Genomic DNA, 13,538 nt, shown 5'->3' on the forward strand with positions numbered 1-13,538 from the left:
TCTGATTCTTTGCGCCAGAACAGAAAACCACCACTTTTTACCTCGTTTTTTCTTATGAAGGTGATTTCCCGGTGCCTGTTCTGACAGAAGCGTGGTAACTTATTTAGACATCCAGACGTATAAAGGGACAGGCAATGTCAGAGAAACATCTTGAAACCGCACTGATTACTGCTGGCCGTAACAAGCGCTATACCCAGGGTTCAGTGAACAGTGTTATTCAGCGTGCATCCTCGCTGGTATTTGAGTCCGTCAGTGCCAAAAAACAGGCAACTGCTGGCCGTGCAACAGGTGAGTTATTTTACGGTCGCCGCGGCACGCTTACCCATTTTTCCTTACAGGAAGCCATGTGTGAACTGGAAGGTGGTGCAGGTTGCGCGCTGTTCCCTTGTGGCGCTGCCGCTGTCGCTAATACTATTCTGGCCTTCGTTGAACAGGGCGACCATATTCTGGTAACCCGCACTGCTTATGAACCGACTCAAGATTTGTGCACCAAAATTCTCTCTCGGTTAGGCGTTACCACATCCTGGTTTGACCCACTAATTGGCGCAGATATCGCCAAGCTGGTCAGGCCGGAAACGCGTATTGTTTTTTTGGAATCACCTGGCTCCATCACAATGGAAGTTCAGGATGTCCCGGCCATCGTGAAAGCCGTGCGTGAAAAAGCACCTAATGCAATCATCATGATAGATAATACCTGGTCTGCGGGTGTGCTGTTTAAGGCACTGGAGTTTGGTGTTGATATCTCGATTCAGGCTGGCACAAAATACTTGATTGGGCATTCAGATGCCATGGTAGGTACTGCTGTTGCTAATACCCGTTGCTGGGAACAATTGCGTGAAAATGCCTACCTGATGGGACAAATGGTAGATGCCGATACTGCATACATGACCAGCCGCGGATTACGGACCCTGGGTGTACGCCTGAAACAGCACCAGGAAAGTAGCATTGCTATTGCCACCTGGTTGCAACAACATCCCGCAGTGGAGCGCGTTAACCACCCGGCACTGCCAGGCAGTAAAGGGCATGAATACTGGAAACGTGATTTTAGCGGTTGTAGTGGGCTCTTTTCCTTTATTTTGAAAAAGCGTCTTAGTGATACTGAATATGCCCATTTTCTGGACAATTTTAGCCATTTCAGCATGGCCTACTCCTGGGGCGGGTTTGAGTCGTTGATTTTAGCGAATCAACCTGAAGAAATTGCCGCCATCAGGCCAGAGAGTGAGGTAGACTTTACAGGCACTCTGGTACGCGTTCATATTGGTCTTGAAAATGTGTCAGACCTGATTGACGACCTTGCTGCCGGGCTGGAGCGTATTGGTTAACTCAGTTTGGTTTAAGTCTGAAAAAGTTGTCATACATGCGCATGGGATGCGCCATGTTGAGCGCCGGATCAAGGTGTTAAACTGTATCCGTCAGGTACAATTACTATAATTTATGCTGTTCCACGGGATGTTTCATGGTTGTTATCGAAAATATCATCGCTGCTCTTTGGCATCATGATTTTGTGGCACTGACTAATCCACATGTTATCGGTATCGTATATTGCATTATGTTTGCAACGTTGTTCCTTGAGAACGGCCTGCTGCCTGCTGCTTTTCTTCCCGGGGACAGTCTGCTGTTACTCGCTGGCGCAATGATTGGCCGGGGAGTAATGGATTTCACGTCTACCTTATTGTTGCTCACCGCCGCTGCCAGCCTTGGTTGCTGGCTGAGTTACCTGCAGGGCCGCTGGTTAGGTAATACACGCATGGTGAAAGGGTGGTTACATCACCTGCCTTCGCAATACCACCAGCGTGCAACCTGCCTGTTTGACCGCCATGGCTTGTTGGCACTTCTGGTGGGCCGTTTTCTGGCATTTGTGCGTACCATTCTGCCCATCATTGCCGGGTTATCCGGGTTGTCTAACCGCCGGTTTCAGTTTTTTAACTGGCTAAGTGCCGTATTGTGGGTGGGCACCGTTACCGGTCTGGGCTATGCACTGAGTATGATTCCGTTTGTAAAACGCCATGAAGACCAGGTAATGACCGGGTTGATGATTTTACCGATTATTCTTCTGGTTGCCGGGTTACTTGGTGCCATTATTGTGGCAGTTAAAAAAAAGCCTATGGGCGGCGTTGTGACAAACAATAACCGCCCTGTTAACTAGCCTGCCGCCAGGAAAATTACTGGCGAGCGGTAGTGTTCAACAGATTGTGGGTGCTCGTTTGTGTCGCCCGCATTCTCAAAATATCTTCCCCTGGCGTCAACCCGAAATAACGTTTGAATTCCCGGCTAAATTGAGAAGGGCTTTCGTAGCCTACATGAATAGCCGCCGCCCCCGCCTTCATCCCATCATGTAACATCAATAACCGCGCTTTGTGTAACCGGTATGTTTTCAAATACTGTAAAGGTGAGGTGCTGGTGACAGATTTAAAATTATGATGAAACGCCGACACGCTCATATTGGCCTCCATAGCCAACTGGTCGACTGTCAGATTATCGCGGTACTGAGTTTCAATGCGCCGCAATGCCCGGCTAATCAGGCTGAAATGGGTATGCCGGCTAACCAGTGCCAGCAATGCTCCGCCCACCGGCCCGGTGAGCAAAAAATAGAGAATTTCCCGAATAATTCCCTTTCCCAAAATGCGTGCATCCAGCGGGTTATCTAACACATCAAGCAGGCGCTCAACAGCGCACAAAATGGGTTCCGACAGAGGTGCAGAATGAATACCGCTGGAAACCGGACGCGGCTGGAACACGGGGTCTTCGCCAATATCCATTAGCAGCGCCTGTAACTGCATAATATTGATATTGATACGTAGCCCGGCAAGTGGCTCTTCTGGTGTCGCCCTGGTTTCACATTCAAAGGGCAGAGGAACTGTCAGCAACAAATATTCGTTCACATCATAACGAAAAACCCGATCATTGAGATAACCCGTTTTATTGCCGGAAAAGAGAAAAACAACACCTGGCTCATACATCACCGGAGTACGGGGATAAGGAGATTCCCCATAAAGCAGACTAATTTCACCGCCGAAGAAATTCGATGTATTTTTTATATTTATCAGATTGTTAATCTTATCTTTTAGCGCTAAACAAATTTCATTACGGCTCATAATCACTTACCAGGCTGAGGATATTTTGACAATAAACAGTGTACCTGAAATGGGTTCTTTCTCCATTACTTTGGAGAAATAGGCAAATCAATTGCAGAAATGAGCATTGAGCAATGGCGCGTAGAGTCGGACAATAACCATCAACGCCCCACAGGGCATAATTAATTATCTAAGGGTACATCCCATGAACAATTTCGATTTACATACCCCTACTCGCATTTTATTTGGTAAAGGCGCGCTGTCTTCATTGCGCGAAAATATCCCGGCTGATGCCCGCATTCTTATCACCTACGGTGGCGGCAGTGTGAAAAAAACAGGTGTGCTCGACCAGGTGCTCACCGCGCTGGATGGTTTAAATGTACAAACTTTTGGTGGCATTGAACCGAACCCAGCGTATGAAACCCTGATGAAAGCCGTAGAGGTGGTTAAGCAAGAAAATATTACTTTCTTACTGGCTGTGGGTGGTGGTTCCGTACTGGATGGCACGAAGTTTATTGCTGCGGCAGCAAAATACCAGGATGGCGTGGATCCCTGGGAAATTCTGGAGACCTGGGGTAGCAATATTAAAGACGCTCTGCCACTGGGCTCCGTACTGACACTGCCTGCGACTGGTTCTGAATCCAACAATGGTGCTGTGGTTTCCCGCCGTACAACAGGTGACAAACGCGCATTTATGTCGCCACATGTTCAGCCACTGTTTGCTGTTCTTGACCCGGTTTATACCTACACGTTACCAGCCCGTCAGGTAGCAAACGGTGTGGTTGATGCATTTATTCACACCGTTGAGCAATACATCACTTACCCGGTCAATGCGAAAGTCCAGGACCGCTTTGCTGAAGGGCTGTTACTGACCCTGAAAGAAGAAGGCCCCATCGCACTGAAAGAGCCTGAAAACTACGATGTCCGTGCGAATATCATGTGGGCGGCAACCATGGCGCTAAATGGCCTGATTGGCGCTGGTGTACCACAAGACTGGGCAACACACATGCTTGGTCACGAACTGACTGCGATGCATGGACTGGATCACGGGCAAACCCTGGCTATTGTTCTGCCGGCGTTGCTGAATGAAAAGCGCGAACAAAAACGCGAAAAATTGCTGCAATATGCTGAACGCGTGTGGAACATCACTGAAGGCAGTGAAGATGTGCGCATTGATGCGGCCATTAATGCCACTCGCCAGTTCTTTGAAAGCATGGGAATTCCAACACATTTATCCGATTATGGTCTGGATGGCAGCACTATTCCGGCCTTATTGTCTAAACTGGAAGAACACGGCATGACCAACCTGGGTGAGCATCAGGATATTACCCTGGAAGTAAGCCGCCGTATTTATGAGGCGGCCCGCTAACCAGTTAGCATCAATCCTGATTTCTACCCTTCGCTGCCACCTGTAACAAGGTGGCAGCTCAATAAAGGAGGAGAGAATGGCGAATGCAAGTGTGATAAAGCTGCATGATGGTAACCTGATGCCACAACTTGGTCTGGGCGTCTGGCAGGCCAGTAATGAAGAAGTGCAAACCGCTATAAGTAGCGCACTGAATGTGGGTTACCGGGCAATAGATACAGCAGCCGCCTACCACAACGAAGAAGGCGTTGGCCAGGCATTAAAAAATAGTCATGTCCCCCGCGAAGACTTATTTATCACCACCAAACTCTGGAACAGTGACCACCTGCAACCAGCGCAGGCACTCCAGGCAAGTCTCGAAAAACTGCAGCTTGATTATATCGACCTGTGGCTGATGCACTGGCCCGTCCCGGCGAAAGGCCACTACGTTGAAGCCTGGAAAAGTATGATTGATCTTCAACAGCAAGGGCTGGTGAAGAGTATCGGTGTCTGCAACTTCAATATTGATCACCTGCAGCACATTATTGATGAAACGGGCGTGCATCCGGTTATCAACCAGATTGAACTGCACCCGTTGTTCCAGCAACGTGCGTTGCATGCATGGAATGCCACCCACCAAATTCAAACGGAGTCCTGGAGCCCACTGGCTCGGGCCGGTGAAGGTATTTTTGAGCAGAAGATAATTCACCACCTGGCCGACAAATATGGAAAATCGCCCGCACAAATTATTATCCGCTGGCATTTGGATAACGGACTGGTCGTGATACCAAAATCGGTAACCCCAGCGCGTATTGCCGAAAACTTCAATGTCTGGGATTTCCGCCTGGATAAAGAAGAACTGGCAGAGATGGCAAAACTGGATTGCGGAAAGCGTATTGGGCCCGACCCGGATAAATTTGGGGCATAAGACTGCCATGGCGTCTTACCAATGCAAGGCGGTATAAGCGCATCGCAAAAACAAACGCCCTTCATTACGAAGGGCGTCAGATTGATGAAAAAGAAGGGAAAAGTGTGGTTTCCCCTGCTTTTTAGTTAGCAGCCGAAAATCAATGAATTGATTTTCCTGGTTTTTTATTAGGTGGCATCCTCTCGTTCTGTGCGGACATGAGGTTTGTCACCAAACTCGCGTTTTCTTTACTTGTTAAGTTAACCTGCTTTTAGCCTTGTTTGGCCTGAGGTTTACGGCGTTTTTGCCCCGCTTGAGGTGACCGCCCCGGTACAGCCTGGGGTGCCCGGCCTGTCGTTGCAGCCTGAGGAGCCCGGCCAGCCGCTGGCTGAGGAGACCTGCGCTGATGAGCCATTGGTGTATGGCGTGTCAGTGCTGTCTGGCTCTTACGGTTCTGGCGGCGCGCTTCACGCATCTCTTCCATCGTTGGTGACGGCACCAGGCACTCGCGCCGCGGGCCTATCAGGTGCTTTTTCCCCATCGCTTCCAGTGCAGAGCGAATCAACGGCCAGTTGGCAGGATCATGGTAACGCAGCAAGGCTTTATGCAGGCGGCGTTGCTTGTCACCACGCGGCACCACAATATCCTCACTCTTGTAATTCACTTTGGATAACGGGTTTTTACCGGTGTAATACATCGTAGTGGCATTTGCCAGCGGCGACGGGTAGAAGTTTTGCACCTGGTCCAGGCGGAAACGGTGTTGCTTCAGCCACAATGCAAGGTTGACCATATCTTCATCCCGCGTACCTGGGTGCGCGGAAATAAAGTAAGGGATCAGGTACTGCTCTTTACCGGCCTGTTTGGAATAGCTGTCAAACAGCTCTTTGAAGCGATGATAGCTTCCCATACCCGGCTTCATCATCTTCGACAATGGGCCTTCTTCAGTATGTTCCGGCGCAATCTTCAAATAACCGCCCACGTGGTGGGTTGCCAACTCTTTGATGTAACGTGGATCCTCTACCGCCAGATCGTAACGCACACCAGAAGCTATCAGGATCTTTTTAATCCCGCTCAGGTCACGAGCCCGGCGATACAAGTCAATTGTCGGCTGGTGATCGGTATCCATATGCGGGCAAATATCCGGGTAGACGCAGGATAAACGGCGGCAGGTTTGCTCAGCACGCGGGGATTTACAGCGCAACATATACATATTGGCTGTTGGCCCGCCCAGGTCGGAAATCACACCTGTAAAGCCAGGTACAGTATCGCGGATCGCTTCAATTTCATTGATGATCGAATCTTCTGAGCGGCTTTGAATAATACGCCCTTCATGTTCGGTAATAGAACAGAACGTACAGCCACCGAAACAGCCACGCATAATATTTACTGAGAAGCGGATCATTTCATACGCGGGGATACGGCTGTCGCCATATGATGGATGCGGAACGCGTTTGTAAGGCAGTGCGAACACGCTGTCCATTTCTTCAGTGGATAACGGAATTGCTGGTGGGTTGATCCAGATATAACGATCACCCTGCTTTTGCATTAATGCACGCGCACAACCAGGGTTGGTTTCATGATGCAGAATACGCGAAGCATGAGCATACAACACCTTGTCGCCTTTTACTTTTTCATAAGAGGGCAACAAAATGTATGTCTTTTCCCAGGGCTTTTGCTTCAGTTTTGGCGGCTGTACCACGATGGCTTCTGCTTTTGCCCCCGCGCCTACTTCAACAGCTTTGTTATTATCCGCACAGGGTAAATCCTCGCCATAGGGATGCGGGATCGGGTCAATTTTTCCGGGCGTGTCCAGGCGAGTGGAGTCAACGCCTTCCCAGCCGGGAAGTGCTTCACGAACGATGATTGCAGTATTGCGCACATCTTTAATTTCGCTAATGGGTTCACCCTGGGATAAACGGTGTGCCACTTCCACCAGCGGGCGCTCGCCATTGCCAAACATGAGCATATCTGCTTTGGCATCAATCAATACGGAACGGCGAACGGTATCAGACCAGTAATCATAATGCGCAGTACGGCGCAGGCTCGCTTCAATACCGCCAAGGATGACAGGCACATCGCTCCAGGCTTCTTTGCAACGCTGGGTGTAGACCAGGGTGGCCCGGTCCGGGCGTTTACCCGCGACGTTATCGGGTGTGTAAGCATCATCGTGGCGCAACTTCCGGTCTGCGGTATAGCGGTTAATCATGGAGTCCATGTTCCCGGCAGTCACACCGAAGAACAGGTTGGGTTTACCCAACGCCATAAACGCGTCTTTGCTGGTCCAGTCTGGCTGAGAAATAATTCCAACCCGAAACCCCTGCGCTTCAAGCATACGGCCACAAATCGCCATCCCAAAACTCGGGTGGTCGACATAGGCATCACCAGTAACCAGAATAATGTCGCAGCTGTCCCAGCCTAATTGATCCATCTCCTCACGGGACATGGGCAGAAAAGGGGCAGGGCCAAAGCAGGCAGCCCAGTATTGGGGCCATGAAAAGAGGTCGCGCTCGGGCTGAATCAGGCTGGTACGGCTCATATTGCTTCCGAAAAAAGGTAAAAAGATATCAAAGGGTCGCGATTATACGCCCGGTTGGTGCAGGAAAAGAAGAGGGCTGAACAAATTATGTTCACTTAGCTACCACCTGATACCCTTGAACACTCAGTAATATCAGGTGGATAAGTATCAGGATGCAGGTTGAACTAATAACTGCCCAATTGAACCCCGGTCGGCCAATTCCAGTGTCTGGCTGGCATACAGGAAAGGGAAATGTGGCCATGAAGGCTGGCCGAAATACACTAACAACTCTACCTGCCCGTCAATCCATACGGTATCTTTCCAGCCTCTGTCTTCCGGGAAAGGCGCGGCACCATTCACATTACGCACCTGGAACATGACGCCTTCGATATGGAAAGACTGGGGTGTGTCGGCATGCACTGTCCAGCGCTCCCAGGTTCCTTGCAGCGTTTCAATATCAATACGGTTCACGTCCCACAACTGGCCATTAATCCCCGGGTCATCACCCAAGGAAATGTCACGGCTGCGCGTTGAGGCACCGGCAACAATATCTTCGGGTAACAGACGAGCAGGAAGTGGGCTGGTAACCAGGGGCAATAACCCTGTTGGACGTAACGTTAATACCAAGGTTGAAATCAGGATGCTCGAAGGCTCAAAAAAGCCGCGAATACGTTCCATTATGCCGGCTGACTCCCCGCAAGTAATGGACACTGCATCGCCATTGCTCATATCCACTAATACTTCACGGCGTTCACCCGGAGCAAGAGAAAGCTGAGATACAGATACCGGAGCCGGTAAAAAGCCCTGATCACTGGAAATAACATGCAGAGGCCGGCCATCCGACATACGCAACAGGTAACGCCGGGCATTCGACGCATTAAGTAAACGCAACCGCACCCAGCCACGAGAGACTTCGACATAAGGGCCCTGCACACCATTTACCAGCAGAGTATCCCCAATAAACCCGCCATCGGAAGGTTCGCTGTAGGTTGGCGCGCCAAAGTTATCCAGCCGTTTATCTTGCAAAATAACCGGAAAATCATCCACTCCGTAGTGGTTAGGCACTGGCAACGATTTACTCACGTCGTCTTCTACCAGCCACATCCCCGCCAACCCTTTGTAGACCTGTTCTGCCGAACGGTTTGGCGTATTTGCGCGGTACCACAGTGTGGCTGCCTGCTGGCGAATGGGTAGCACTGGTGCCCAGTCTGCGTTAGGTGTCATCATTCGCGCCGCGCCACCCATCAATGGCCCCGGTACCTGCAACCCGGAAATCGTCATCGCGACATTTTCCGTTAACCGGTTGCTATAAATCATTTTGACATCATCACCACTCCACACACGAATGGTCGGGCCCATATAACGCCCGTTAAACCCCCAAACCTGGGCTCGCGTTCCGGCCGCGAAAGACCAGTGAGCACTTTGCATAGTAAGAAACAAAGGTTGCCCACGGCGGGATTCCAGCAAGGGTGGAACAGGAAGAGGTAACTGGGTGGCCGCATTCGCTTTTAGCGGCAACGCCCCAGCGCCCAGTGCAATGCCAGATGCCTGAATAAATTGCCGCCGGCTGAGTGACATAATTGCTCCATGTAAACTGAATAAAGTTGGCGGGAAACCTTTCCCGCCTAAAAATGGCCGGAAAGAGGCTTAACGTTGTACGTTTTTTTCTGACGTAACTTTTCCCGCTTCACGCAAGGCAACTTCTTCATCCAGTGCGCGAATTTTTTCTTCCATCAACTGGCGGCAATGTGCAGACAGCTCACGGACCTGATCTTTACCAAAACTGCTGGTATCAACGGGAGGTAACATTTCAACGATCACCAGCCCATTACGCCAACGATTGAGTTTAATTTTATTGTTGGTATTTGAAACACAAATGGGAATGACAGGCACCCCAGCAGCCAGCGCAGCATGAAACGCCCCGGCTTTAAAAGGCAACAAGCCACGACCACGGCTGCGCGTTCCTTCCGGAAACATCCAAATAGAGATATTACGCTCGCGAATCTGCTGAACAACCTGAGCAATCGTACCATGTGCTTTTGCGCGGTTATTGCGATCTATCAGTAGATTGCCTGTCAGCCAGTAAAGCTGACCAAAAAAAGGAATCCACGCCAGGCTTTTCTTACCCACTGTTACGGTGGATGGCTGAACAATATAAGACGCCGTTACCATATCGTAGTTGTTCTGGTGGTTGGCAATATAAATAGCATTACCAAAATTTTCTGCACCAGACGGTTTGCGGATTTCCACCTTTAACCCAAATACGGACGACAGGCGAGCAAAAAGGTGGCCGAACGTGGCAACATGGCGCGGGTTTCTGGGGCTGAAGAGGCAATAAATTGAACCGAAGACACACACCAAAATACTGTAGAGTACGACAATAATAAAACGAATAATCAAAAGCATAGCAACCTCTGAAGACACAGGCGATGTTCACCAGAGCCCTGGTATAATTTCAGTTTCAGGCAGGTTTCAACGCCTTTTATCCTGTCCCCTGAATAACATAAACAACCACCGTTTGCAGACCAGTTATCAATCATAACCGGAGAAAGCATTGTCAGGCGCTTCTCCATAACAAACAATGGCGAAGTGAAAAAAATCTTACGAATTCAGGGGAGTGAGGCACCACTCCCCTGTTCTGCTTACGCTTCGCTCTCATCGTCAGAGCGGGCTGGCGAGTCTATCTCGATATTATCAATCCGTTGCAGGCCGCGCATAACTGTTCCCCGACGCCCGCGTTCTGCATGGACTTTTTGCAACTCTTCAGGACGCAGTTTCAGTTTCCGCTTGCCAACATGAATTGTTACCGTACTTTGTGGCGGCAGAACACGCAACCAGGCCAGTTTATCTTTCCCGCTCGCCGCATCAGCTGCAGAGATGGAGATAATTTTATTCCCTTTACCTTTGGAGAGTTGCGGTAAATCACTGACCGGGAACATCAGCATACGCCCGGCGGCAGTAATCGCCAGTAACATATCGTCATCATGATTTACCCATAACGGTGGCAATGCTCTGGCATTTTCCGGCAGGCTAATCATAGCCTTACCCGCACGGTTACGCGCAACAAGGTCGTTAAAGGTACACACGAAACCGTAACCCGCATCTGAAGCCATCAGCAGTTTCTGCTCATCTGGTGCCATCAAAACCTGTTCGACAACCGCACCCGGTGGCAATGTCAGTTTACCGGTTAATGGCTCCCCTTGCCCACGGGCAGATGGCAGGTTCACTGGATCCAGTGCATAACTGCGCCCGGTGGAATCAATAAACACGACGGGCTGGTTAGATTTGCCTTTAGCCTCCGCCATAAAGCTGTCGCCCGCTTTATAATTTAACCCGGCGGCATCAATATCATGGCCTTTGGCACTGCGCACCCAACCCATTTGCGACAACACAATCGTAACCGGTTCAGACGGCATCATCTCATGGTCGCTCATTGCCTTCGCTTCACTCCGTTCGTGGAGCGGAGAACGGCGATCATCGCCATAAGCCTGCGCATCTGCCTGTAACTCTTTTTTCAGCAGGTTATTCATTTTCCGCTCTGATGCGAGAATTCCCTGCAATGTATCGCGCTCTTTTTCCAGATCACTTTGCTCACCACGGATTTTCACTTCTTCCAGGCGGGCAAGGTGGCGTAATTTCAATTCAAGAATTGCTTCCGCCTGGGTATCTGAAATCCCAAAGCGCGACATCAGCGCTGGCTTGGGTTCATCTTCAGTACGGATGATTTCAATAACTTCATCGATGTTGAGGAACGCAACCAACAAGCCTTCGAGGATATGCAGGCGTTTCAACACTTTCTCAAGCCGGAAACTCAACCGGCGGCGCACCGTGTCACGGCGGAAAACTAACCACTCGCTGATAATTTCATGCAGGTTTTTAACCGCCGGGCGGCCATCTAAACCAATCATGTTCAGGTTAACGCGGTAGCTTTTCTCAAGGTCGGTAGTGGCAAACAGGTGGTTCATCACCTGTTCCATATCTACGCGGTTAGAACGCGGCACAATCACCAGGCGAGTTGGGTTTTCGTGGTCGGATTCATCGCGCAGGTCATCAACCATCGGCAGTTTTTTCGCCCGCATTTGGCTGGCGATTTGCTCAAGAACCCGCGCACCAGAAACCTGGTAAGGCAGCGCAGTAATAACCACAGCACCGTCTTCTTTATTCCAGACAGCACGCATACGCACTGAGCCACGCCCGTTCTGGTAAATCTTACGGATATCTTCACGGGAAGTAATGATTTCAGCTTCCGTGGGGTAATCCGGCCCTTGAATAATATCCAGCAAGGCATCCAGCGTGGTTTTTGGGTTTTCAATCAGGGTGACTGCTGCCTGAGCCACTTCACGCAGGTTATGGGGCGGAATATCTGTCGCCATCCCCACAGCGATGCCTGTGGTGCCGTTTAACAGAATATTCGGCAAACGGGCTGGCAGCATCTTCGGTTCGCTGAGCGTGCCGTCAAAATTAGGGACATAATCAACAGTTCCCTGGCCCAACTCACTGAGCAGCACTTCGGCATAACGCGACAGGCGAGATTCGGTATAACGCATCGCTGCAAAAGACTTCGGATCATCCGGTGCCCCCCAGTTCCCCTGGCCATCTACCAATGGATAGCGGTAGGAGAAAGGTTGCGCCATAAGCACCATTGCTTCGTAGCAGGCGCTGTCGCCGTGTGGGTGGTATTTACCCAGGACATCACCGACGGTACGTGCCGACTTTTTGAATTTCGCCGCTGCATTGAGCCCCAGTTCAGACATGGAGTACACAATGCGCCGCTGAACGGGTTTCAGCCCATCGCCAATAAATGGTAATGCGCGATCCATGATGACGTACATGGAATAATTGAGATACGCACTTTCCGTAAATTCATGTAGAGCACGGCGCTCTACGCCGTCATGAGTAATCTCACTCATTAATTCTTAACCCTCAAACTGACTGGCCGAAGCAAAGTTGAATGGCACTATTGTGGCCGATAGTACCCTATCTGGCGTAGAGAGTCACAAGAAGCGCATTATTGCCCCCAGAGCAAAAGTCTTTGCCTGTCTTTCCACTACAGGCGTGACTCACATAACGATAAAATCCTCTGCATCTTAACTTATCGGAAAGAGACCATGAGTAACATACTGATTGTTAATGGTGCCAAGTCATTTGGGCATTCCGCCGGCCAACTGAATAATACACTGACCGAAGAAGCTGTAGCGCAATTACGTGAGCTGGGCCACGAGGTGACGGTTAGCGTTGCCGACAGCGATTACAATGTTGACGATGAAGTTGCCCGCTTCCTGGCAGCTGATGCCATTATCTGGCAAATGCCCGGTTGGTGGATGGGCGCGCCCTGGACCGTGAAAAAATACATCGATGACGTGTTCACCGCAGGACACGGCAGCCTGTATGCCAGTGACGGACGTACCCGCTCAGACGCCAGCAAAAAATATGGCTCCGGGGGCCTGCTGCAAGGCAAGAAATATATGCTGTCACTGACCTGGAACGCCCCGCTGGAAGCATTTACGGACAAAGAACAGTTCTTCCACGGCGTAGGGGTTGATGGCGTCTACCTGGCGTTTCACAAAGCAAATCAGTTTATTGGCCTCGAAAGCCTGCCAACTTATATTGCTAATGACGTCATTAAACAACCGGATGTGCCACATTATATTGCACAATATCGCGAGCATCTGCGGTCAATTTTTGCTTAACTGTTAG

The 13,538-nt window shown here is 50.2% G+C and carries 10 protein-coding genes; 5 read left to right on the plus strand and 5 right to left on the minus strand.

Features of this window, described 5'->3' with window-relative positions:
* The first annotated feature begins 134 nt into the window (after positions 1–134).
* Both metC and LC084_RS12825 read left to right on the plus strand, forming a co-directional pair.
* On the plus strand, positions 135–1,322 hold the full coding sequence (gene metC, locus LC084_RS12820; RefSeq protein WP_226571594.1) for a cystathionine beta-lyase: 1,188 nt from the start codon (positions 135–137) through the stop codon (positions 1,320–1,322).
* 134 nt (positions 1,323–1,456) lie between these two features.
* Complete coding sequence (locus LC084_RS12825) at positions 1,457–2,146, plus strand: DedA family protein (protein WP_226571595.1); 690 nt, start codon at positions 1,457–1,459, stop codon at positions 2,144–2,146.
* Between the two features lie 16 nt (positions 2,147–2,162).
* Here LC084_RS12825 and LC084_RS12830 read toward each other — a convergent pair whose 3' ends face one another.
* Positions 2,163–3,095, minus strand: coding sequence for an AraC family transcriptional regulator (locus tag LC084_RS12830; RefSeq protein ID WP_226571596.1), 933 nt, complete (start codon positions 3,093–3,095; stop codon positions 2,163–2,165).
* A 184-nt stretch (positions 3,096–3,279) separates the two neighbouring features.
* Here LC084_RS12830 and yqhD point away from each other — a divergent pair, with 184 nt between their 5' ends.
* Positions 3,280–4,443 carry an alcohol dehydrogenase gene (yqhD, locus tag LC084_RS12835; protein ID WP_226571597.1) on the plus strand — a complete coding sequence of 388 codons (1,164 nt, stop codon included), beginning with the start codon at positions 3,280–3,282 and terminating at the stop codon, positions 4,441–4,443.
* A 76-nt stretch (positions 4,444–4,519) separates the two neighbouring features.
* Positions 4,520–5,347: a 2,5-didehydrogluconate reductase DkgA gene (dkgA, locus tag LC084_RS12840; protein WP_226571598.1), complete on the plus strand. Its 828-nt coding sequence runs from the start codon at positions 4,520–4,522 to the stop codon at positions 5,345–5,347.
* A 250-nt stretch (positions 5,348–5,597) separates the two neighbouring features.
* Here dkgA and LC084_RS12845 read toward each other — a convergent pair whose 3' ends face one another.
* From LC084_RS12845 to parC, 4 genes are all read right to left on the minus strand, one after another.
* Entirely contained in the window at positions 5,598–7,862 is a 2,265-nt protein-coding gene (locus LC084_RS12845) for a YgiQ family radical SAM protein (RefSeq protein ID WP_226571599.1), read from the minus strand.
* 147 nt (positions 7,863–8,009) lie between these two features.
* Positions 8,010–9,419 (minus strand): cell division protein FtsP, encoded by a 1,410-nt coding sequence (ftsP, locus tag LC084_RS12850; protein ID WP_226571600.1) that lies wholly within the window; start codon positions 9,417–9,419, stop codon positions 8,010–8,012.
* Positions 9,420–9,488: 69 nt separating this feature from the next.
* The gene (locus LC084_RS12855) at positions 9,489–10,247 is read right to left on the minus strand and encodes a 1-acylglycerol-3-phosphate O-acyltransferase (protein WP_226571601.1); all 759 of its coding nucleotides are present in this window, start codon (positions 10,245–10,247) and stop codon (positions 9,489–9,491) included.
* A gap of 236 nt (positions 10,248–10,483) precedes the next feature.
* On the minus strand, positions 10,484–12,751 hold the full coding sequence (gene parC, locus LC084_RS12860) for a DNA topoisomerase IV subunit A (RefSeq protein ID WP_226571602.1): 2,268 nt from the start codon (positions 12,749–12,751) through the stop codon (positions 10,484–10,486).
* 198 nt (positions 12,752–12,949) lie between these two features.
* Here parC and LC084_RS12865 point away from each other — a divergent pair, with 198 nt between their 5' ends.
* Positions 12,950–13,531, plus strand: a complete 582-nt coding sequence (locus LC084_RS12865) for an NAD(P)H-dependent oxidoreductase (RefSeq protein ID WP_226571603.1) — start codon at positions 12,950–12,952, stop codon at positions 13,529–13,531.
* The last annotated feature ends 7 nt before the right edge of the window (positions 13,532–13,538 follow it).

The sequence above is a fragment of the Mangrovibacter yixingensis genome (genome assembly GCF_020523985.1).
Lineage (GTDB): Bacteria > Pseudomonadota > Gammaproteobacteria > Enterobacterales > Enterobacteriaceae > Mangrovibacter > Mangrovibacter yixingensis.